Source organism: Lysinibacillus sp. fkY74-1 (genome assembly GCF_053165895.1).
This window is the reverse complement of the sequence record NZ_CP170173.1, coordinates 602,619-626,433: the sequence shown is the minus strand read 5'-3', so window position 1 is coordinate 626,433 and position 23,815 is coordinate 602,619. Positions and strand designations below refer to the sequence as shown.

Genomic DNA, 23,815 nt, shown 5'->3' with positions numbered 1-23,815 from the left:
CCCATCAATCTACATTACGACTGATGGGAGGATTTTTGTATGATTTCTTCAGTTTTCCAAAAATATAATTGTACAATATCGTTTGCTAGTTCTGCTGGCAATCTTTTTTGCTCTAGTAAATTGGTTAAAATCAGTCTCTCCATCGATCCAACTAAAGAATCTATTAAAATTTTAATATCTACACGATAACGTTGTAAATCCTTGTCACAATCATGAAGATAAATAAGATGGATTAATTCTTGCGTTAGTTGAGATTTTACTAAAATTGCCTGCTTAGATTCTATAAAACCGATTTTTGATAGCTTCGGATTTTCGATTATGTAGAGAAACAATTTTGACAGTTTTTGTTCTAAAATCGAAATAAATGCTTCTAATCCATTAGCCATACTATCAGAGGATTTACTATTCATCGCTTCAAAAAAGCCACTCTGAAATTGCAAGTTCAAATCATTATAAAGTGCATCTTTACTTTTAAAGTATAAATAAAAAGTAGGCTGTGTTACATTAGCAGCCTTCACAATATCACTAATTTTTGTATGATGATATCCTTTATCAGAAAATAGCTCTATCGCTTTTTCAAGTAATAGTTGTTTGCTTCGTTCACCATTTGAATTAAATTTTCTACCCCTTGCCATACTTTCCACCTTATCTCAGTTTATAGTCGCCCTAATCCCTTAGCATCACTAATAGACACACTATTCTTAATCAAAAGTAACTAAATTTTCATAACATGTGCATTTTTTATTCATGATTATACACCATTGTATTATAATACACCTTTTAAATTTTTACTATAAATGATAGATTTATGATTACACTAAAAAGTGTATATTTTTTATTTAATTTCCAAAATACCTCAATTATCCATACCATAAAATTATATCAACATATTATCAATAGAAGGATTTCACTTATTTCTTTTTTTCTTATAGATTGGGTTTAAATAAACACTCTTTCACCCAATAAATTAGCAAAATTATAGCAATAAACTCCTTCAATAAAGCAGCACTTCCGTTTTAAGACAAAAATTTTAACATAAAACAAAACTATTATTTTGAAAAGTACTTTTTTTTGAAAAAATATTTTTTATGGCCGTTTTTAAATTCGAAAAATCAATTACGCCAAGAGTTTACCTCCTCAGTCATCTGTTCAAAAAATTTTTTTCTAAAAATCATCCCATTTTACTTTTCGAAAAAAGTGTTATAATCGCCAAGAATTTAAAATTTTCAATTTTGGAGGCATAAAAATGGTACTACGTGATTTTTTCATTTACTTATCAGAAAACAAAGTATTAAATAGCGCTGCACAAAAATATGGTCTAAAAATGGGGGCACAAAGTGTTGTTGCAGGCACTAGCTTACCTGAAGTTGTCCAATCTATTAAAGAATTAAATAAAGCGAATATTTCTTGTACAGTCGACAATCTTGGAGAGTTCGTTTATGAGAAATCAGAAGCAACTGCTGCAAAAAATAATATTTTAGCTGTTGTCCAAGCGATTCACGATGAGCAACTAGATGCTCATATTTCACTTAAACCTTCCCAATTAGGGTTAGATATTGATTACGCATTTTGCTACGAAAACCTAAAAGAAATCGTAGAGCTTGCACATCAATATAATATTTTCGTGAATTTCGATATGGAAAATTATGAACGTTTACACAGCTCTTTTGAATTATTAGAGGAGTTACACAAAGAATTTGATAATGTGGGAACTGTTATTCAAGCTTACTTCTTCGAGTCAGAGGAAAATATTGAGAAGTACAAAAACTTCCGTTTACGTATTGTAAAAGGTGCTTACAAAGAGCCAGAAAGTGTAGCATATCAATCAAAGGGTGATATCGACCGGAACTATTTGAAGCTAATCGAACATCACTTGTTACATGGTAAATTTACTTCTATCGCTACTCATGACCACAATGTTATTAATCATGTGAAGCAATTCGTTAAACAGCATAACGTTCCAAATGATAAGTTTGAATTCCAAATGCTATATGGTTTCCGTAAAGAAATGCAGTTAGACCTTGCACGTGAAGGCTATAATTTCTGCACATACCTACCATTTGGTAACGACTGGTACGGTTACTTTATGCGCCGTCTAGCTGAGCGCCCACAAAACGTAGCACTTGTAACAAAACAAGTGTTTAATAAAAAAACAAACCTAGCAATTGGCTTAGGAGCAGCAGCCTTCGCCCTTGGTCGTCTTTCAAAAAAAGGAAAATAAGACTTAAGGCTAGTGACTATCCAACAGTTCGATAATTCTAGCCGTCACTTTCGGAATTCTATCCGTCAGTTCGACTGCTTTATCCGTCATTCTAAACAAGCTATCAAAAAAAGCGAAAACATTGTTAATCCATGTTTTCGCTTTTTTTATTGAGCTTATAGTTTTTTACGCGATATTGTAAACTTTGTCGTCGAATTCCCAATGCAGCCGCGGTTTTGGAGATATTACCTTGATGAAAGTCTAAAGCCTTGGAAATATAATATTCCTCCACCTCTTTCATGTAGACATCTAATGGTCGAATGTCTTGCTGATTTTTAATAACAAACAAATCACTTGTTGATACTTCATTTTCTGTTTCCTCACATGTACTTTGGATTTTCCATTTAAAATGAACAGGTAGCATATGGGATTCTACGACCGTTTCATTGGTAATCAGAGAGGTAATTTCATCCAGCAATACTTCTAATTCCTTTAAATTACCTGGCCAATCATATTTCAAAAATATCTCTTGAACTTCTTCCGAAAGTCCTTGAATCGTTGAGCCAAAGCTATCACGATGCCTTTTGAAGTAATCATCAATAAATGGCATCATATCTTCTTTTCTTTCACGCAAAGGTGGTACATAAATTGTGATTCCAGAAAATAAGCGGTACAGTTTTTTAGAAAGCTCCTGTTTTTGAATCAAATCTATTGGGTCTTTGCCAACACTAGCAATTAAAACATGCTGATGATTTGGATGATCGTTGAATAGCTCGACAATCTTTTCTTGTGCCTCGAGTGATAAATATTCGATGCGTTCAGCAAAAAAAGTAATTCTCTCTTTTTCAACAATGTATTTTTCAAATTGATTCAACACTGTTTGCTCATCTCGCCGGCAAATTAATGCGATAAACATATCATTTTGCACGTTTAGATCATGATGAATCCCCTCAGCAATCATATCAATTCCAGTACCTGACTCCCCTATTAGCACAACAGGCATTCTGCTCAAGGCGACAATTTTTGCCTTTTCAATGACACCCTTCATAACTTCGGAGACAGCCGTAATAATATCAAATGTTAGCGGTGCACCATATCTTCTTAATGGCTGATACATCATATATTCAAGCTGCGTAATATCCCGAGCAAACTCTACAGCCCCTACTAAAACACCCTCATAGTGCAACGGATAAATATTGCTTATGTAGGTCACTTCTTGATTTTTTTTATTCCAATACGTTTTTTTTACATGTAGAACTGGCGTTTCAGAACTTAGAACTTTAAAGATATCGCTTTTTTCGATTTCGAAATCAATGATTTCTATTGCTCGCCTCTCCTCATACTCGTCTTCATTCACGCCTTCTAGTTCTCGCATTTTTTTATTGTAAATGAGCAATTTGCCTTCTTTATCCACAACGCAGATTCCCATATCACCTTTTTCAATGACGTATTTATAAATGCTTAGTAATACATTATTATCCATCTTGTCCTCCTGTATTCCATTATGCTTATTCTAACACCAATACGAAAAACAGATGCAATAATTAAAAAAGTTTTAAAATTAGTTGATTAATGCCAAATTATATTGCATTATATAATTAACAAAATCTTTAAAGGTGCATAATCATTTTGCACCCTTTATCCAGGGGAGGAAACAGATATGATTCCATACAAACACGAACCATTCACAGATTTTTCACAAGAGGCAAACTACAATGCTTATGTAGAGGCTTTAAATAAAGTTGAAGGTTACTTAGGGCAAGACTACCCACTTATTATCGGTGGTGAGCGTATTACAACGGAAGATAAAATTGTTTCGTACAATCCTGCAAAGAAAACAGAAGTTATCGGCCGTGTGTCAAAAGCAAGCAAAGATTTAGCTGAAAAAGCGATGCAAGCAGCAGATGAAACATTCAAAACTTGGAAAAAGGTAGATCCAGCTATTCGTGCAGACGTTCTTTTCAAAGCAGCAGCTATTATTCGTCGTCGTAAACATGAATTCTCAGCATTATTAACAAAAGAAGCTGGGAAACCATGGGCTGAGGCAGATGCAGATACAGCAGAAGCAATCGACTTCTTAGAATACTATGGTCGCCAAATGCTACGTATTAAAAACGGTCAACCAGTAGAAAGCCGTCCAGGTGAATACAACCGCTATGACTATATTCCACTAGGAATCGGTATCGTCATCTCTCCTTGGAACTTCCCATTTGCGATTATGGCTGGTACAACAGTGGCTGCTTTAGTAACAGGTAACACAGTATTACTAAAACCAGCTTCTACAACACCAGTAGTGGCATATAAATTTATCGAAGTATTAGAAGAAGCAGGTCTTCCAGCAGGAGCTGTTAACTTTGTACCAGGTTCTGGTGCTGAAGTGGGCGACTACTTAGTGGATCACCCAAAAACTCGTTTCATCAGCTTCACAGGTTCACGTGATGTTGGTTTACGTATTAACCAACGAGCATCTGTCCTAAATGATGGTCAAATTTGGATCAAACGCGTTATCGCTGAAATGGGCGGTAAAGATACAATCGTTGTCGATAAAGAAGCAGATCTTGAATTAGCTGCACAATCGATCGTGAAATCAGCATTTGGTTTCTCAGGTCAAAAATGTTCAGCATGTTCTCGTGCTGTTATCGTAGAAGATGTGTATGACCAAGTAGTGAACCGTGTAGAAGAGTTAACAAACGCATTAACAGTTGGAGATCCAACAGATTTCAGCAACTTCATGGCAACGGTTATTGACCAAGCAGCATTCAATAAAATTACGGAATACATCGAAATCGGTAAAGGCGAAGGTCGTCTAGTAGCTGGTGGTACAGCAGATGATACAGTAGGTTACTTCGTACAACCAACTGTATTTGCGGACGTAGAGCCTTCTGCACGTATTATGAAAGAAGAAATCTTCGGACCAGTAGTAGCGATTGCAAAAGCAAAGGATTTCGATCATGCGATTGAAATTGCGAACGATACAGAATACGGTTTAACAGGTGCTGTCATTACGACAAACCGCATGAACTTAGAAAAAGCACGTGAAGAATTCCATGTTGGAAACCTTTACTTCAACCGTGGTTGTACAGGTGCGATTGTTGGCTACCAACCATTTGGTGGCTTCAACATGTCAGGTACAGACTCAAAAGCTGGTGGCCCAGACTACCTACAACTTCACATGCAAGCAAAAACAACTTCTGAAATGCTATAATATTTTCCAGCATAAAAGCCGTACATAGTTTAATATGTACGGCTTTTTTTATTGTTTCACTCAAACCTATATATAATAGAAGAAACTCATGTGAATTTTGATTCACTTCCCTCTCAGATTCCACTATTACGTTCTCTATATAAGCCAAAAGGATACTTTTCTCCTATAACAATCTGGTATATTTTATGATATTTCTAACATTTGACCCTTAACTTGATTCTGTAACTTTGTTAAAATGATAACAGTTTAGGAGGGTAAAACTATGAAAAAACTATCAATTTTAATGTTACTCATGATGCTTGTTAGCGCACTCATTTCGCAACCCCAAAAGGCCTATGCTGATGAGCTATCAGGTCATATGCATGAAAGTGGTCTGCGTTATTTGATTTCCAAAGGAGCCTTGCTGAAAGATGCAAATGGCAGCTATCGTCCGAATGATACTGTTACACGCGGTGAATTCGCCACATACATAGCAAAAGCTTTAAACTTACAGACAAAAGATACTATAACGTTTACAGATGTCTCTGACACATATTTATTGGCCAATGAAATCAAGCTTGCTGCTACTGCTGGAATAATTACCGGCTACACAGACGGCACATTTAAGCCTGAAGAACGTATCTCAAGAGAGCATATGGCCGTTATGTTAATTAGAGCGGTTGATTATTTAAAAATCCCAAAAGGGACTTCCTCTATTACATTTAAAGACAATGCTACTATTTTCAAAGATTTCCGTCAGGACATTGCCATAGGAGCTCAATTGGGACTTATTAAAGGAAGCTCTAACGGCATGTTCTTACCTAGAGACAATGCTACCATTGCTGAAGCTTCAACTTTTATACTTCGCTTAATTCTCCTTGCTGATACTGTTGAAAATAATGATGGGAATACTGATAGCAACGGTAATACTGGTAATTCTAATAATAACGGCAACTCTGGTAACGACAATAATTCAGGTAACAATAATAATGAGAGTGCTGCATTTATTGTCAAAGAAATCACAAATGGTAATTTAGTAGACAAGCAATCCTATACTAGCTTTGAAGCTGCTGAAAAAGCAGTGACAAACGGTTCTTTAGTGGTTACTCAAAATAATAAGATTATAAAAATGTCTTCGGGTATGATTGTCACAAATAATTATGTCGCATTAAATTCCGAGACGATTAAGGATCAAATTGCAATTGCTGCTAATACAGAAATGGAGTATCTAGGCAGTGATGCGACTCACGTTAGAGTACGTCTAGCTGGACATGTTGGCTCTTTAAAACAAGCAGACGTTACCTTAATCCCTTCTGCTTTAGTAAAGGGACGCGCTTATTATACAAATGAAAATGGTGAAATTAAACATACCTTATACGATTATAAATCCAATAAGTACTCATCTAGTTACGTCTACGGCAAGGCCCCTAGCTTTATGAAGCAAGGTGAGAAATACTTTAGCTGGGATGGTATTAATTTTACGAATGTGAACGGCTCTTCAAAAGGTGAAGGCTATAATTACTATCAATTCTTACCTGCTCGAGCTACGACACAATATACAGCTGAAGAAATTGATCAATATATTATGCAAAAGCTAGCTGAGGTTGAAAGCTCAGGTGCTTCTATTTATAAAAATGCTACAACGAAAAGTAAACTGATTGGTTTAGGTTCCGTGTTAAAAGATATAGAAGCGAATGCTCATATTAACGCCATGCTTATTTTAGCACTTGCACAGCATGAGAGTGCCTACGGAATGAGCGATCATGCTCAAAATTTGAATAACCTATTTGGTTTATATGTATATGATACAAATCCTCTAAACAAAAAATTTGATAGTGTTGGCGCAAACATTAATGAGCTTGTCGAAAAGTTTCTACAGCCCAATTACATTACGCCTGGCGGACGTTATACAAATGGTTCAGTCGTTGGCTCTAAAGCGATTGGATTTAACGTAAAATACGCCTCTGACCCTTTCTGGGGAGCCAAAATTGCTGGACACTATTATCGTGCAGAAAAAGTATTGGGCTATAAAGATGCTAATAGCCCGTATAAAATTGCACTAACAACAACCGCTGGTCTAAATGTTCGTGCTGATGCATCAACACAGCAAAGTCCACTATTCACCTTTAATAAAAGTAATATGCCTGTCATTGTCACAGATACTGGAACAAATGGTTGGTATCAAGTGATTTCAGATAAATTACACTCAGAACCAGCTTATATTAGTAAGGATTATATTAAATTCATTAATACAGTAAAATAAAACCCAAAAAGCTACCTCTCCAACAATGGAAGGTAGCTTTAGTTGTTTATTGTTTGGGAAACTGGGTAGTTATTAGTAAAGAGAAAAAACGATCCCAAAGCTCGTAAAACTTTGGAATCGTCTCTTCAACTCTTATTGTTTTTTATAGTATTGCAAAATACCATTATAAATAGATTCTGCAAATAGATTCACGTATTGATCATTGGTCATTTTATTATGGTCCTCAGTGTTTGTTAAGAAACCAAGCTCCACTAGAATAGACGGAATGACCATATTACGAATTACGTAGTACTGTTCTTGTTTAACACCACGGTTTTTCATATTTAAATTGTTAACAATTTGGTTATTTACAAATGTAGCTAAATCTATGTCTTCCTGATACATATCTCCTGTAGATATAGCATAATATGTTTCAGTACCTTGTGCTGACGAATTGGCAGCAGAATTGACATGGACACTAACAAAAATCTCACCATAGTTTGCTTGCGTGAAATCTACTCGATCTTGTAATGATGGATACGTATCACCAGTACGTGTCATATACACTTTGGCACCAGCACTCTCTAGTAATTGCTTTACTTGCGTGCTGACCTTTAATGTAATGCTCTTTTCAGAAACAGAGCCTTTTACTGTCCCTGGATCTTTACCACCGTGACCTGGGTCTAGGATGATAACGCGATTTTGTAGAGGTTTAGCTGACTGATTTAATAGCTTTAAGTAAGATTTATGAACATAACCTGTTTGTCCATTGTAAGTAATTTCTGCCCAGTAACCACTAATGCTATTAACTTGGACATACTCTCCTTTATTCAGCTTGAAAAGTACTGCTGACGTTGAATTACTTTGACTACGTACATTTAGGTTAGCAACCGTTACTCTTCCCAGTACATCTCCAGAAATAACTGGTGGTGTACCTGGATCTGGATTAGGTTTTTCTTCTTCAACCGCATCTGTTGTACTATTGGCTACAACATAACCAGGTAAACCATCCACTTGTGTTAAATAGTAGCCACCTACTGTTTTATACACTGGTAATTTTACATTTGTTTTAATCGTTGAAATTACTTTTGCAGAAGAAGTTGGCTTCACATATAAGTTAACCGCATTTTTTGTCGTTACTTCTTTTTCGACTGCTCCTAACACATTACCATCTGCATCTAAAAACTCAGCGTACTGTTTGAAAATATAAGCATAAGCACCTTTATAAGATACTTTTAACCAATTGCCTTCAACTGCATATACTGATAATTTACCACCTGTATTGACTTTACCTACAATGTTCGTAGTTGAACTACTATCCGTTGATTTACGAATGTTTAAACCATCTGTAGTAACCTTTACTAAGCCAATAACTTGAGATGTATCTGGTACAGTTACACCTTTTACAGGCAATTCTAAACGATATTTCTCACTTTTTGCACGTGCCACAAATAATGAAAATTGAGAACGTGTCACCGTGCTGTTTGGTAAATATGTTTTACCTGTTCCGTTTGTAATCCCATTATAATAGATCGTATTGATGTACTTTACATATTCGTGTGTAATCCCTACATCCGTAAATGGAGAGTCAATTCCCTCATACTCACTTGTATCTAAATTAAATGCTTTTGTTAAGACATAGCTCATTTCTCCACGAGTTAGGGCTTTGTTTGGTAGAAATTCACCTTTTATATTTTTGTCGAAGAAACCTAATTGTACAGCACGTTCTATATAACCTGACATTTCAGTGCCTACTGTAACATCTGAAAAGCTTGATTTATTTACGATTAATGGTTTGTTTCCAGAGGCAACGACAACCATTTTGGCTGCTTGTCCTCTTGTTACATTGTTATTTGGGCCAAAAACTCTTTTACCATTCACAAAATAGCCTTGGATTACACCCAAACTTACTAAATAATTGATTTCTTCATAGGCTGGGTGATTTTTAGTGACATCTTCAAATGTTATATTTGAGTTGGTAGCTGCACTGACACTTGCACTATGTATCGTAAACATAGAAGCCGAAATGAATAAGACGCACAAGATAAGACTAATTTTTTTGATGTTCAATGTCTTATTTCCTCCCTTCTTGTTCTCTTAACGTGTCCATTTTAACAAAATTAGCTAAATAATGCATCATACAATAGAACTGTTAAAATATATTTTCCATATCACTTCCTCTCCTACGTAGTTATCATAAAAATAGAAGAGTCTGCAAATGCAAACCCTTCTTCCATTATAAGCTATTCAAAAGATCAATTCTTGCAATCTATGACAAAATAAACATGTAAAATTCATGAATTTATTTATTGTTGAATTCTTTCAATAAAAACTTTAAGTTGATTGATTTTTAGTAAATCATCAGAGCCGAAGCTTCCATCTCCATCGCCATTTGTAACACCATTAGACGCCAGGATAGAAACATAATCACTAGCCCAGCTATTTTGTGAGACATCACTAAATGCTACTGTTTCCCCTTGGTTTTCAAGACTGAAAGCTAGTACTAAAACTTTTGCGATTTGTGCACGTGTAATTGGTGAAGATGGGTTGAACTTACCATTTTCATCCCCTTCAAAGATACCTAATCTTTCAACAGCCGCAATAGCACCTGCATTTGCATTTGTTGGTTTTACATCTACGAAATTAGTAGTTGTATTAGAAGTATCTAAGTTTAAAGCTTTTGCAATTTGTACAGCAACTTCTCCACGAGAAGCATATACTGAAAAGTCAATTGCAGCTTTTTTTACTTCAGCTTGCTGTTGCGAATCAAATGTTGCCACACGTTTAGCCCCTACATAACGAGAACCCCAATAATATGGGTCGTTAACACTTGAGTAGCTAACACCTTGACCAGTTTGAGAGTGGATCATTTTTCCATCACCTATGTATATACCCACATGTGAAATACCACTACCACTTGTATTGAAAAATACTAAGTCACCAACTTGTAAATCGCTCTTTGCTACTGCATCACCTTGTTGGTATTGAGAGCCCGATGTACGGTTTAATTGAATACCTAAGTCTGAAAATACTTTAGATGTAAAGCCCGAGCAATCAAAACCACTTGTTGTTGTACCGCCGTATTTATATGGAGTACCTAAATATTTAGAAGCTGTTTCAGTGACATTTTCTTTTGTCGCTGCTTCAGCAGTATTTATATGAGTTGTTGAAAATAACATGAAAGATGCAAAAATCGGTAATAACCATTTCTTATTCATACTTTTGTTATACCCCTCTCAATACTTTTTTGCCTATAAATAGACTATCACAAAAGAAGGTCTTGTTATTTTTCATTTGTGTAACGGTTTTAGACAGCAAAAAAACGCTGTAATACCAACGTTTGGTCGTATTTCCAGCGTTAAAAGAGGGATTTTTTTATTAAATTTCGAAGCCTTCGTAACATTACTGTAACATTAGTGCTCCTTTGTTACATAACAACTTATTGACTAGAAAACAATTGGACCCAATAGTAATTTTCTTTGCTATCCTGCGCTATTGCAACACCTGTATTCGTATAATTTTCTTTCAAAATGTTATCACGATGACTCGGTGAAGCCATCCATGCCTTTACCGCAACCTCTGGCGTTTGGATATTTCTCGCGATATTTTCTCCAAAGCTCGTGTAATCATAATCAAATAAAGTCGCTAAATCCCATGGGGCACCATAATATGGAGAAACGTGTTCAAAATAATGGCGGTTCACCATATCCTGCGCTTTAATAATTGCGATTTGTGTCAATTTTGGATCATACACAACAGGTTCTAGTTTTTTCTTTTGTCTTTCAACATTAATTAATTCAATCACCTTTTTAGACCACTCTGTAGAAAGGTTGACAGTTGGGATATAATCCTTTGCCAAATAATCATAGGCCACTTCCAATTTGTTTATTTTTTGCTGAAAATAAATACTTCGTTCAACGAACACAGCAAATTGGGCGCGTGTCACTAATTGATCAGGTGCAAAACGTTTAGCTTCAACCCCACTGATAATGCCTATATCAGCAAGCGACTCAATATAATTTTTTGCCCAATGAGAGCCAGGAATATCCGCAAATTGGGTACTATTTTTGTTATCAACCTTAAACTGATATGCTAATGCTAGCATTTTTGCCACTTGCATTCGCTTTAAAGGCTCCTCAGGATAAAAGGCTTCTCCTTTTTGGATAATCCCCAATTTAACAAGCTGGCAAATTTCTTTGTAATAGGGATGACTAGCAGGGACATCCTTAAAATTTGTCATATTCGCTATGTCTACATTGGTCTGAATAGAACGAGCAATGGCTGCAGCCGCCTCCGCTCTTGTAATAGCCTGCTCTGGCTTAAATGTATAATCGCTATATGTAGTCATATATTTTTTTGAAAGCATATGTTGTATCGAAGCATTTGCCCAATATGAATTTGAAACATCTACAACTTTGGCAGATGCCGCTTCTACCTGATTTAAACTAGTTAAACTTCCTACGGTTGCAGCTATTGAAAGTACAACAATACTCAGCATTTTCTTCAACAGGGCTACCTCCTCCATATGTCAAATATGTAGCAAACGGCGCTTTTTCATCACTGAGGTCAGGAAACGAAAATTCACCATACCTACTATATGATACGAAATTCAAATAAGATAGTTTCACTTTTTTGGAAAATCATCAATAGATTCATCATTGATCATTATAAAAGGAGTTTTCCCTTAATATTCATTGGGAAAACTCCTTTTTTCTCATACTATTGAATCATTTTAAGATATTCTTCTAAAATACGATAATTATATACTAATCCCTGTTGCTCTATCGACAATGAGCTGTAGTCTTTTTGAGCTGATAGCACTTTTTTCTCAAAGGATGAGCTATCTGGATCGATATTTCCAATCGCTTGAACAACCTTAAGAACTGCAGCCACATCTTTTTCAGCCTGTTTAAGTAAGTCTTCATTGATGACTTGTCCGCGTACTTTAGAATCCAATGCCTGATAAGCAGCCACGGCATTAGCCACATCTTCAATATACGTTGGTGAGCTTGGAGAAAGTCCCGCAATTATTTCAACGACCTTCTTGACATCGGCCATACTTTTCTCCGCTTCTAAGAGAATCGAATAATTGGAGATACGCTGTTTATCTGTCGTATTCAAACTATCGTATTCTTTTCGTACGGCTTCAACCATACCAAAGTAGAACTTATCCTTAGGATTTAATTTTGCAATGTTATTATAGACTTTTATAACGTTGTCTAAGGATAGTAATAATTGGTCGTTATACACATATCGTCTTTGGTCAGCATTCAGCTTATCATAAGCTTTTAAAATCTTTTGATATTGACTATTCATATCTTTTGCTGTTAAAAGTCGATCAATATCCTCCACAATACTCATAACGGGCTTAATCAGCTTTTCTTGGTCTTGTAATACTCTGTAGTTTTGCACAGCTCGTTGCTGATCCTTTGGTAAAGCATTATAAGCAGCACGTATTTCTTGAATACGTTTGACATACTGCTTTGGATCAATAGATGGTAAAGCATCAATCATCTGCATTACATTGCCAGCCCCAAGGATACTTGATTCAGCCGCTTGCAATAAGTAGTAATTTGTCACATATTGCTGCAAATCGGCAGGAAGTGCATCATAAAGTGAACGGGCTCTTGCTGTATCTTGAAGGAATGTATTGCTTGAAGATTTTAGTTTACTAATCAATTCCACTACATCGGATACAGGCTCATATTTTAATAGTACATCAATATTGTTGATGTATTTTTTTTGATCTTTTGTTAGTTTGTCATATGCCTTACGTATAGAGTTGACATTACTAACAAAGCTTTTCGATTGTGGATCTAGTTCATTAATTTGTACCATCACACTTAAAATAGGTTTAACCTCTTTTTCACGTGTTGTTAAATCTTTAATATTCGACACTAATTTCTTTTGATTAGATGACAGCTTATCATAGGCTACACGTGCATTCATCAGCTTTGTTAAATAGTCTGCATCTTGCACTTCTGTTAATTTAATTAGCTCAATTACACCCTCAGCTAGCCCCTGTTCATTTTCAGCGGCTACCAGTGCATCATAGTTGATAATGGCTTGCTTCTTCTCCTCAGATAGCGCATCGTAAAGCTCACGTGCTGTTTTCATATCTTGGTAGAATGTTTTACTTGTTGGCTTTAACGTAGCGATTAGGCCAATTAATGAAGCCACATCTTCGACAGACGTGAGGTTCGCATAGTTCGTCACATGTTTTTTTGAAACTTCATCAAGTGCATTATAAGCCTTTCGAGCGCCAAGTACCTTTTTCGTATAATCCTTACTCGATGGGTCCAACGCATTGATTAGTTGAATAACCTTGATAACAGCTTTATTGCTCTTTTCATAATTACTTAAAGTTTTTGCCTGCTCCACAAGCTTCTGCGCATTTTTATCTAATGCTTTATAGGCTGTCGTTAGCTCTGCTACCTTTTGGACAAATGTATCTGGATTCTCATTGGCTAATGCAAGAACACGTTCATCAAATGCCTTTGCCATATTGATATAGTTCTGTGCTTTTGTAAGGTCTGGATAATTAATAACTTGGTCTTTATCTGCTAATGCTGTGTAAGCATCTGTTGCTGCCTTCACATCATCTTTATACGTTTTTCTGGAAGGATTTAATGCATTAATTTGCACAATTACCTCTATTACAGGTACAAGCTCTTTTAAATTCTTATAATTTTTGACATAGGTTTTATTCTTGTCATCTAGCTTAGCATATGCTGTATAAGCTGATTTAGCTTTTGAGATATAGCTCTTAGAGGATGGATCAAGTTTTTCAAATTGTGAAATGACATTCACAACCGTTTTATAGGATTTCTCTAAATCAGTTAATACCTTAATATTTGTTACACGGCTTTTTGCTGAAGATGGGAGACCATCATAGGCAGCACGGGCTGCTAAAATATCTGTAATCATATCATTTGATTGACTTAGTTTTGATATTTGCTCAATCACACCTGCTATTACTAAATCTTCATTTAATAGATTGGATAGTTTTTCTTCAAGTTTACTTTTCATTTCTGCCAATGGAGCCGCATCATCACCATTACCAGCATTTAAAGACGTCACTTTAGATTGCAGTTCCGTAATTTGGTTCTTGTAATCTTGCATGGTCGGTTTAAGCGCATTCACTTGTTTCGATAAAGTCGCATATTGGATTAAAAGCTTTAAGCGATCACTCTTTTGCACAAATGCCTGTTCTTCCACAGCTAATTTATCAAAAGCCGATTGAGCAGCAAATGTTTTACTCTCGAATGTAGAAGCTTTAGGATCGATAGCATCAATTAATTTGTCCACACTTAAAGACGCATTATAAACCTTCTCCCACTTTGTCAGCTCTGCAAGGTTATTGACAATTTTTTTGACATTCGCCGCGTTAATAGCTGTGCCATTTGTTGCTTGCGGCACATCATAGGCAGTACGAGCATCTTTGATAGCTTCCACTTTATTTGAGGCATTTGCAATTGCCACAATAAGTCCTTCGATTTTTTCAGCAGAAGCAATATTTGCTATTGCTACCTGTAGATCAGCTGTATTTTTTACAAGTTCTTTATCGATTGTTAATTGATCATAACTACCTTTAATCGAATCTACTTCTGTGCGATAAGCAGGATCATTTGATACACGCAGTGCTGAAATTCGTTTGGAAATATCAGCAGCCTTTTTATATTGTTCAAATGTAGAATAGTTTGCCACTAACTTTTGTGATGCTTCATCTAAGGCATTGTAGGATTTTTCAATAGCAGTTACTGCACTAATAAAGCTTGTCGCTGAAGTAAATTCTGTTGGTTTTTTAGCCATTAATTGCGTAATAGTTAATGAAACTTTATCTATGGCTGATAGACCAGTTAAAGCATCCTTATATTTTTTAAAGGGTGTTACCACATCATTATTTGGATTATAAGCTTCAGCCACTTTCTTTTGATCGGCCGTTAGTAAGTTATAAGCTGCTGTAACTTTATCTAATGCTGACGAAATAGCTGGATAATCTGTTGGATTTTGCTTTAATACAACTACTAAAGCATCTAGTTCTGTAGCAGTAGTTTTTACTGCTGCTGCATCATCAACCAATTTTCCTAATTTCGCAATATCTACTCCTTTGCCCTTAAAATAGTTATTGCGATCAGCCTCTTTATAACCATATTGTAAGACTGTTCCTCGAATGGTATTAGTAATACTGCTAGCGCTATTAGCAAATGCTGCATCGACAGCTTCCTCAAATTGTTTTTGTACGAATAAATATGAATGGTCTGTCGTTTCATTCCCTAAAAAATTGTCATATTCTGTTTCTACAGCTTTCACATCATCTATAAATGTCTTACTAGTATAAGAGATAGTACTAATTTTCTTCCAAATTGCTTGTAGCTCATTTAATAGACGACGTTGCTCCACTACATAATCGTATTTTGCTTGAATAAGCGCCTTTTCATTGTTGTCAAATCCAAGATCATTTGAATTTTGTACAACTTTGATATCACCATCTGCTATAACCATCTCATTGGCAGTCGAATTCTCTGATAATTTACCGAATTGGGCAATGAGCTGTTCCTTTGTTGTAGCAGCTGCTACAGCATTGACATAGGAAACTTGCTCCGTTTGAACTGTAGCACGAGATTGTGCATCATTTTCCTGTGCATTTGCGATAGCTGTAGGTGCTAATAATAGACTTGTTATAACACCTGCTGTCAATTTTCGATTCAATCGAACCACCCTTTCATTTTTTATGTATAAGAAAATGATTCTGTTCATTTTCATTTATCCTAAATCTTCATGTGATTAAAAAGCCTCCGAGGTTTTTCGAGCAAAATCGAAAAAATCTGGACATAATTACGCAAAGACATAATTAATGAATCATTACTTTAGTATCGGTGTAAATTACATGTTTTCAAGCCATTCTATTATATTTACAAAATAACGAGCGTCAAAAGTAGTTTTTCAAAATTACTAGCTAGAAAAACAGGAAGTTATTTCAATTATACTATACAATAGATTTATATGGATTCTTCGGATTTCAAACGCCTACCGAATCATATTAAATCCTTTGGCAGAAATCACAGATTTTTGAAAATGTGCTTTCGAGTAAGTCCGAAATAATGTGACACGAATCTGCCCAGATGTAATTGATAGTAGGATGTTTTTCATCCATCGACATGTAATGACGAAATACGTTTTTTCAACGAAATTATTGGAAAAAAACAGCTATTTTCATATGTCATAATGTCTTTGCAAGGTGTATACTACATCTTTGATATCCTATTTTGGAAGAAAGGACGCTGTTTATGTTTTACCATTATAAGTTCTGGCATAGCTTAAAAAATCCTACCTACTTTACAAACATCGTAGAAAAGGGCGAGATCATCGGATATAAAAAACGTGCATTAACGGTGTTCATTCTTTTCATCCTATTATTTGCTGCTCGCGAATATTGGGGAATGGGGACAGAGAATTTAACGTCCTTATTTGCAATGGATTTACAAAATGAATACTATGTAGCACGCGTACTTTCCATGCTCGGTGCCATTTTATGGGCAATTATTTATTTTTGCTTCCATTATTACGGTGTTACCTACTTATTACATCTATTAACGGACATTCCTTATACTTGGATAAAAAGAGTCCAGCTTTATGTTGTTGCCTTTCTACTCATTGAAAAAGCAATCCTCTTTGCTGTTTTTTATGGAGTTGGCTATACAACGATGTTTTCATTCTTTTCTTTGGCACCCGCTGCCTTACAGGTCATTAAAACTGACTTCGTGTTATTTACAATCAATCAGCTGACAGTAACGTCCGTTTTAATCATTATTGTGCAGTATTTATTCCTGTCGAAATGGGAGGAAGAAGCTAGTAGAAAAATGTTAGTAGTCAAATTGATTGGCTTACAACTATTTATGGCCTTATTTGTGGGCATGATTAGTGTGCTACCCATTAAAGAATGGATTGCTAGGGGGTTAGGATGATGGCATTTATCAAGACAAGACCATGGACAAGTATAGGTATTGTGTTGGCGATGCTCATAATCGGTATAAATGCTTATTTTGTTTTCAAAGAAGATAGCACCGTGACACGATCCTACTTTATTGACGAATTTCAGAAAGCATATATCGGTACGAATACAGAGCGTGTCAATAAGGAAACCATTGTGGCACCCGCTGAGACGTATACCATTACAGCTGATGCAACAAAGTTATCCGCTGTCAATGTAAAGCGCGGTCAGGAAGTGATGATGAATGATTTACTCGCTACCTTTAAAACAGATGAAGTAGACGAGGAGCTTACAAAGCTTGAATCGGAACGTACTGCCTATGAAACAGAATTAAATGATTTACAAGATGCACTTGATCAAATTGAAGATGAATACGACGATTCGAATCCAAAAAGCTCTATTAATACCGATCAAATCAATGATAAATTGTCTGTGACATTAAAATTAGAGCTTGCTCAACAAAATTCGCTATCGACAGCAGTTGCCCTGTTAAATCGACATATCGCTGAAACGAATCGTCAAATTGCGCTCATTGACGCACAGATCACACAAATAGAATCACGTCAAGGCATCATCAGTCCTATCGACGGTGTAGTAGCAGCGGTGAAAGAAGAAGCTGGTGCTTTAACCTTCGAAATCTATTCTAATGAAAAAGCCATGTATGCTTATTTATCTGAAAAAGAATGGCAACAAGTACAGGAAGGCCAAACGGTTGATTTTAAAGTGAAACATGTCAAAGACGCATTATCTGGCATCGTATTAGATAAGCAAATGATTGCTACAGATGATGAAACCTTTTGGGCAAATGAATTAGCCAAAACAACAGACCTACCGCAGCCAACAAATTATGAAGTAGTACTGCAACAAGATGCGCCAATAGAGGATGTACCGTTTTCATCAACTGGCAAAGCCTCCATTATTGTCAATGAAGCGTTCGATTCTTATAAGGTCGATAAATCGTGGTTAACGACAACAAAAAAAGGAAATAAAAAGCTTCATATCATTAATCAGGATGGGAAAATCCAATTGATAGATATTAATGTCCAATTTAATACGGCTCAATCTGCTATTTTCTCGGACTATCTCGATGAGGGAACACCAATGCTCTCTAATGAGAAGCGCAATATGGAAGCCTATACCTTCCGTACTTTACCTATTGAGAAGTTACACTGGAAGCAGTTTAAAGAGTTAACTTGGAAGCAATATGTGAAATACATTGTTTTCTAAATGAAAAATCCGCTTCATTCTCTTCAGAGAGTGGCGGATTTTTTCTGTAAAAATATCCCCCTGTAGCTATTACAGGGGGATTTCAAGATTATTTTAATGATAGGCATCTATTTAAGAAGCTTGCAAATTGAGCACGAGTAATTTGTGCATCGGGTCTAAATGTATTATCTGGGAAACCTCCTGTTAAATCATTCGCCACAAGTGCCTGGATATTACTGTATGCCCAGTGCGTTGATTTAACATCTGTGAAGTTAACTTTACTTGTACCTGTTAATTTGTAGGCTCTTGTTAAAATCGCTGCCATCTCTGCACGTGAAAGCTGTCCGTTTGGGTTGAACTTCCCTGGTTCTTGCCCTTTAATAATGCCAGCCTGCTCGACTGCTGCAATGGCACTATATGCATAATGACTTTTACTTACATCTTTAAAGCTAGAATCCTTCGTTGTTGATAGATTCAGTGCTCTGGCAATGATTGTAGCTGCCTCTGCACGTGTAATGGACGCTTCTGGCTTAAACGTACCATTAGAGTAGCCTTTGATCAGTGATTTATTGTATAGGCTTTGGATTTCTGAAAACGCCCAATGCCCTTTGTTCACATCCGTATAAACTAATTCCTCATGATTATCTTTGTAGACAGCCTGTAATTGATCAAAATACAGCTGGCCTTTCTTTTGAAGAGAAGCTGTCGGTTGAGCAACATATAAACGTTCGAATTTCAATGGTGTTGCTAGATTACTTGGAATATCCGCCTTTACGTATTTCCAGCCATTCCAGTCTAAACCTCCCTGGCTTGTGAAATCAATCGTGTGCTTAGTCCCTGATCCATCTACAACCACACCTCTTAGCCAATGCTTACCTGCATCGCCAAATACCCAAACACCGATATTTTTCGGCTGACCTGTTATAGTAATGGGTTTTTTAGCAACCATATAGGCAGCCTTAGTCCCTGAGCCCGCTACTGTAAAATCGTAGTTTAATTGCATGCTAGCTGTTCCCTGTCTTGCATACTCTTTAGAATTTGCTAACGAAGCATTCGCTTTTGCTACTTCTGTTGTCCAAGAAGACACATTATCAAAGCTATCTAGTACAATAGGTTTTTCTGCTAAGTCTATTACAGATACAGCTGTGGATGTACGAATACCTCCATATTCCCCAATAATTTTCCCTTCACCTTTTTGGGTAGCCGTAAAGGTTGCACCATCCATCTTACCGATATTTCCTTCAACTGACCACTTCATGCTCGCTGGGTTGATAGTCATTGGATTTAAATATTGATCATAGGCAGTTGCTACTTGCATATCTACAGATGAACCTTTCATGACTTGACCAACACTATTTAGCGTAATAGATTTTGCGTTCCCTGGTGGTGCTGTATTAACGACCTGTAAAATGGCCGATACACGACGCTCACTACCCTCAGACGGTTTGTTCACAAGGTTGGCGAAATACCCTCCTGGATTGCGCGCGACCATCGCTGTAGAACCGCCACCATCTAAGTTAATAGCTGAAGTAGCTCCTATTGAAATTAAATGTGAAGCTAAATCTGATAAGTTAACACCATTACTATGACCACTTAAGCGACCATCAATTGTAATAAGTGATACCTTTGTACCTGTAGCATCCACCGCTACTGCTGTACGAGGACTGCGTGTCGAAGCAAAACCAGAATTTGTTGGCATGGAAATATCCACTTGACCATTGCGTACAAGCATTGGTCCTGCAGCTAAAATGAATTGAGCATCCATCCATTTTTGATCGATTGACAAGCTGACATCGATATTTGTACCTGCTGAAATATTGCTTAATTCAGCGGCTAATTCTTTATTTTGTACAGAAATAACAAAACCATCCGCTGGTACTGCTGAGTTTCCTTCTGCACCATACGTTGTTACATGAGAAACTGTCCCTGAGAATTGATCACCAAAATGTAGGGTATTTGTATCCTGACTAGCTCCTGACACCACTAGTTCTAAGCCCCATGCATTTGTACCAGTTGTCTTTTTTTCTGGCGTATATAAAACGTTTTTATTTGTTCCTCGTTCACTATTAATTAGATCAATAGGATATGTTTTTCCATTTACTTGGAAAGATAGATTCGTTGTATAATAATCTGCAATCGCTTTCCCTGATTTAGATAAGCCAAATGCAACTGGCTTTTGCGTCGGGCTATCATACGTATCTCCCAAAATACCATAGTTGACAATTTCATTCTTTTCCGCTAACAAGTTCGCAGGCATCCCATTTCCTAAAAAGTATGAAGCATTAACAGCTCCAACAACTCGATGGCCATCATACGTGTTTTGCTTCGCCATAGCTGAAGTTGTTTTTAGGGAATTAATAGGATTCGGCATCCCAATTTCTAGTTTTGTATATGTATTATTTAAATTTACATCTAAAACATTTACAAACTGACGTATAGAACCTGACGTATAGGTTTGTTGTACGTGATTTACTTGTGGTGATACCTCTGTTTTCACTTCACTTACTTTATTTCCAAAACCAGCTGCTTGTCCATTGATGGGGCTAACTGTTAACATAAGCACGAACATGACTACAACAATTGTTACTAATTTTCTTGCCAATTTCTTCACTCCGAATTAATCAAAGTATGGCACGATATCATGTCATATGAACCGTGCCAGGGACTTCTTTATTTTGTTTCCACATAGATAGCTACTGGAAGATTGACACCACCAGCATGCATTAGCTCTAATTGAATCGTATCTGTTGCACCCTTCATTTCGTAATCAGGTAATTCAACATACTCTTCTCCTACTCTTAAAGAAGGCACTAAATGCACTTTGCCATTCACCTTAATTGCTCCACTGTATAAGCCTCCACGACCAGCAAGTTTCAGCTTAATCGTTTTGGTCGTCCCTGTTGGATTTACAACAGGAATGGAAACCTTGTAGTTCATACCGAAATGACCTGGATTTCCGACTGCTCCATTAATTTGTGAAAATGAATTTTCAGCTGTTTGTAAATGGTCAGTACGGCCATTCGAAATGTTATAGCCTACTTCTGGTGAATCTACTGTATAGGCTGGTAGTTCTGCTAGAATTGTAGCGCTTGGCCAAGCACCTCTTGGATGCTTTGCATACTCATCGATGGCAACCTGCTCCGATTGAATCGTTGTTAAATCACTATTATCTTTTGTAAGCACTGTGCGAATGGTATACTCTGGTTTTCCACCATTGACCGCTTGAATATCTAAATCATGTAAAAAGCCAATAATATATTCATGGTGTAGATCGTATGTTTCAATGACCTTTGTTTCTCCTGGTGCAATGACAATACCGCTACTTTCTGATTTTTTCAGCTTGTTATTTAATGTAGCATCAGCAATGGTCAAACCAATATCATGACCTACCCAGCTATTTCCTGTCTTTTGGTTAATACCTCTAGAATCTACAACTTTAATACTCTCTGTCGTAGACTTATTTTGAACCGTAATCCCAATATTGACATCTGTACCTAATGTATTGTAATGCCACCCAAAGACACGATGCTTATTCGTCACTGCCGTTGAGTTCACGTCATATTGTGAAAGCGTTGCATTATTCTTTGGCACAAGCTTACGCGTTAACGTTTCAGGATTATCACTAATAAATAAATCACGATCTCCCTCTAAACGAGCAGAAGGAACAGCTGTTGGCGATGATGTAGAACCATAAGATTTTTCAAGGAATGAACTTGTGTACATATAACGGTAAACGTAAATATACATTTCTTTTTTTTCACTGATATAGCGTAAATTTCCGCCTAACGCATTCACAAGAAACGTAATAGGCACATACATTTTTCCTTTTTGAATAAACGGTTTTTCTGTTAAAGTTACCGTTTCGTTATTCACAAGAACCTCATTACTATTATCTTTGAAAACAAAGCTCATCCCGGCAATTTGTAATTCAAAGGAATTGTCTGGGAGCCATGCACCAGCAGAATCATCTAAATAATCATAGATATAGCTAGCTGGTAAATAAGATCTTGAATCTTTCATAATAATAGGATCTTTCATCACGATACGTTTGTTATTGATATGTAAAATATAAGGGTCTTCCTGAGGCGTTTCAGGCAGATCATCTGACATCGTAATATCTACCGATTGTGTTTCTGGGTCCCATTGAACATTCCCATCAAAATTTTCACTAACGAAACGCAGTGGCATATAAGTACGATCCTTATACATGAACGGTGCAACATCCATCACCACTTCTTGGCCATCTACTAAAGCCATCATCGAATCAATCTTTAAATCCACAATCTTCCCGTTACGAGTAGCTGACGCTGTCTGTGTTTCTTTATTCCAATCCACATTCGCACCAATCGCTTCATATAAAGCACGCATTGGCAATAATAAGAAATCCGATTTATTTAAAATAGGGTCATAGACACTAATCGTCTCTCCATTAATTGTAATTGAAACATTGTTTTTTATCTGAATTCCATTGTTACTAGTTGCTGATGCAGATGCTTGTCCAGGTAAAATTGTAGCCAAAGCAACCGCTGATACAATACATGTATTCCTTAGTTTCTTAAACATGCTAATCTCCTTTTTTTCACATTCAATTGTCTTTATCATCTTAACATGAAAAAACCCCAAAATGTGGGATTCATATCGAAAAAAGTAGAATTCGGTACTAGAGTTCTAACCTCTCTCCTTCAAAAGCTTCATATGAAGTAAATGATATTCCAAATGGCCAGTATATTTTCTTGCAAACTGTTTTCTTCCTGACTAGATCCTTATATATACCCTCCCTAGAAGCAAATTTTAAAGCAATGGTGTAGCTGCTTTCTATCAAATTGATATCGAGACATAGCTAGTAGTTGATCAGTAACATTATGGGCTGATATCAGCATGTCATCTAGCAAACTATTGTATTAAGTAGACTGGTTTTTTTAAAAAAAGTTACACAGCCTGGAGAAAATGGTGGATTATTCACGTGAACTGTATTAAAAAAGCTATATT

The 23,815-nt window shown here is 36.3% G+C and carries 13 protein-coding genes; 5 read left to right on the top strand and 8 right to left on the bottom strand.

Features of this window, described 5'->3' with window-relative positions; all coding sequences use genetic code 11:
* Positions 1-14: 14 nt before the first annotated feature.
* Positions 15-635: a TetR/AcrR family transcriptional regulator gene (locus ACE1MS_RS02885; protein ID WP_031418674.1), complete on the bottom strand. Its 621-nt coding sequence runs from the start codon at positions 633-635 to the stop codon at positions 15-17.
* A gap of 611 nt (positions 636-1,246) precedes the next feature.
* Between ACE1MS_RS02885 and ACE1MS_RS02880 the strand changes: the two genes are divergently transcribed.
* Positions 1,247-2,221: a proline dehydrogenase family protein gene (locus ACE1MS_RS02880; RefSeq protein ID WP_012292878.1), complete on the top strand. Its 975-nt coding sequence runs from the start codon at positions 1,247-1,249 to the stop codon at positions 2,219-2,221.
* 124 nt (positions 2,222-2,345) lie between these two features.
* Here the strand turns inward: ACE1MS_RS02880 and ACE1MS_RS02875 are convergent, their stop codons facing one another.
* Complete coding sequence (locus ACE1MS_RS02875) at positions 2,346-3,683, bottom strand: helix-turn-helix domain-containing protein (protein WP_031418673.1); 1,338 nt, start codon at positions 3,681-3,683, stop codon at positions 2,346-2,348.
* A gap of 177 nt (positions 3,684-3,860) precedes the next feature.
* On the opposite strand from ACE1MS_RS02875, the gene pruA reads away from it, so the two are divergent.
* Both pruA and ACE1MS_RS02865 read left to right on the top strand, forming a co-directional pair.
* Positions 3,861-5,405 (top strand): L-glutamate gamma-semialdehyde dehydrogenase, encoded by a 1,545-nt coding sequence (gene pruA / locus ACE1MS_RS02870; protein WP_061504551.1) that lies wholly within the window; start codon positions 3,861-3,863, stop codon positions 5,403-5,405.
* 262 nt (positions 5,406-5,667) lie between these two features.
* The gene (locus ACE1MS_RS02865) at positions 5,668-7,647 is read left to right on the top strand and encodes an S-layer homology domain-containing protein (RefSeq protein ID WP_289449445.1); all 1,980 of its coding nucleotides are present in this window, start codon (positions 5,668-5,670) and stop codon (positions 7,645-7,647) included.
* A gap of 132 nt (positions 7,648-7,779) precedes the next feature.
* Here ACE1MS_RS02865 and ACE1MS_RS02860 read toward each other — a convergent pair whose 3' ends face one another.
* The 4 genes from ACE1MS_RS02860 to ACE1MS_RS02845 all read right to left on the bottom strand — a co-directional run bounded on the left by ACE1MS_RS02860 (position 7,780) and on the right by ACE1MS_RS02845 (position 16,347).
* On the bottom strand, positions 7,780-9,696 hold the full coding sequence (locus tag ACE1MS_RS02860) for an N-acetylmuramoyl-L-alanine amidase (RefSeq protein WP_031417531.1): 1,917 nt from the start codon (positions 9,694-9,696) through the stop codon (positions 7,780-7,782).
* Positions 9,697-9,932: 236 nt separating this feature from the next.
* A complete protein-coding gene (locus ACE1MS_RS02855) occupies positions 9,933-10,844 on the bottom strand; it encodes a C40 family peptidase (protein ID WP_289449450.1) in 912 nt (303 codons plus the stop codon).
* Positions 10,845-11,065: 221 nt separating this feature from the next.
* Positions 11,066-12,133 carry a CAP and S-layer homology domain-containing protein gene (locus ACE1MS_RS02850; RefSeq protein ID WP_031417533.1) on the bottom strand — a complete coding sequence of 356 codons (1,068 nt, stop codon included), beginning with the start codon at positions 12,131-12,133 and terminating at the stop codon, positions 11,066-11,068.
* 212 nt (positions 12,134-12,345) lie between these two features.
* Positions 12,346-16,347, bottom strand: coding sequence for a cell wall-binding protein (locus ACE1MS_RS02845; protein ID WP_447402959.1), 4,002 nt, complete (start codon positions 16,345-16,347; stop codon positions 12,346-12,348).
* A gap of 569 nt (positions 16,348-16,916) precedes the next feature.
* On the opposite strand from ACE1MS_RS02845, the gene ACE1MS_RS02840 reads away from it, so the two are divergent.
* Entirely contained in the window at positions 16,917-17,594 is a 678-nt protein-coding gene (locus ACE1MS_RS02840) for a hypothetical protein (protein ID WP_012292868.1), read from the top strand.
* Positions 17,594-18,847: an HlyD family secretion protein gene (locus tag ACE1MS_RS02835; RefSeq protein ID WP_447402688.1), complete on the top strand. Its 1,254-nt coding sequence runs from the start codon at positions 17,594-17,596 to the stop codon at positions 18,845-18,847. Before ACE1MS_RS02840 ends, ACE1MS_RS02835 begins: the two co-directional genes overlap by 1 nt.
* A gap of 88 nt (positions 18,848-18,935) precedes the next feature.
* Here ACE1MS_RS02835 and ACE1MS_RS02830 read toward each other — a convergent pair whose 3' ends face one another.
* Positions 18,936-21,437, bottom strand: a complete 2,502-nt coding sequence (locus tag ACE1MS_RS02830; protein WP_236249599.1) for an S-layer homology domain-containing protein — start codon at positions 21,435-21,437, stop codon at positions 18,936-18,938.
* Between the two features lie 59 nt (positions 21,438-21,496).
* A complete protein-coding gene (locus ACE1MS_RS02825) occupies positions 21,497-23,389 on the bottom strand; it encodes a stalk domain-containing protein (protein WP_036160808.1) in 1,893 nt (630 codons plus the stop codon).
* Positions 23,390-23,815 lie beyond the last annotated feature (426 nt).

What these genes read in the sequence shown, in the direction of transcription:
- ACE1MS_RS02855 (WP_289449450.1), bottom strand. Translation starts at nt 10,844, where the DNA reads ATGAATAAGAAATGGTTATTACCGATTTTTGCATCTTTCATGTTATTT.
- ACE1MS_RS02880 (WP_012292878.1), top strand. Translation starts at nt 1,247, where the DNA reads ATGGTACTACGTGATTTTTTCATTTACTTATCAGAAAACAAAGTATTA.
- pruA (WP_061504551.1), top strand. Translation starts at nt 3,861, where the DNA reads ATGATTCCATACAAACACGAACCATTCACAGATTTTTCACAAGAGGCA.
- ACE1MS_RS02840 (WP_012292868.1), top strand. Translation starts at nt 16,917, where the DNA reads ATGTTTTACCATTATAAGTTCTGGCATAGCTTAAAAAATCCTACCTAC.
- ACE1MS_RS02885 (WP_031418674.1), bottom strand. Translation starts at nt 635, where the DNA reads ATGGCAAGGGGTAGAAAATTTAATTCAAATGGTGAACGAAGCAAACAA.
- ACE1MS_RS02865 (WP_289449445.1), top strand. Translation starts at nt 5,668, where the DNA reads ATGAAAAAACTATCAATTTTAATGTTACTCATGATGCTTGTTAGCGCA.
- ACE1MS_RS02875 (WP_031418673.1), bottom strand. Translation starts at nt 3,683, where the DNA reads ATGGATAATAATGTATTACTAAGCATTTATAAATACGTCATTGAAAAA.
- ACE1MS_RS02835 (WP_447402688.1), top strand. Translation starts at nt 17,594, where the DNA reads ATGGCATTTATCAAGACAAGACCATGGACAAGTATAGGTATTGTGTTG.
- ACE1MS_RS02825 (WP_036160808.1), bottom strand. Translation starts at nt 23,389, where the DNA reads ATGTTTAAGAAACTAAGGAATACATGTATTGTATCAGCGGTTGCTTTG.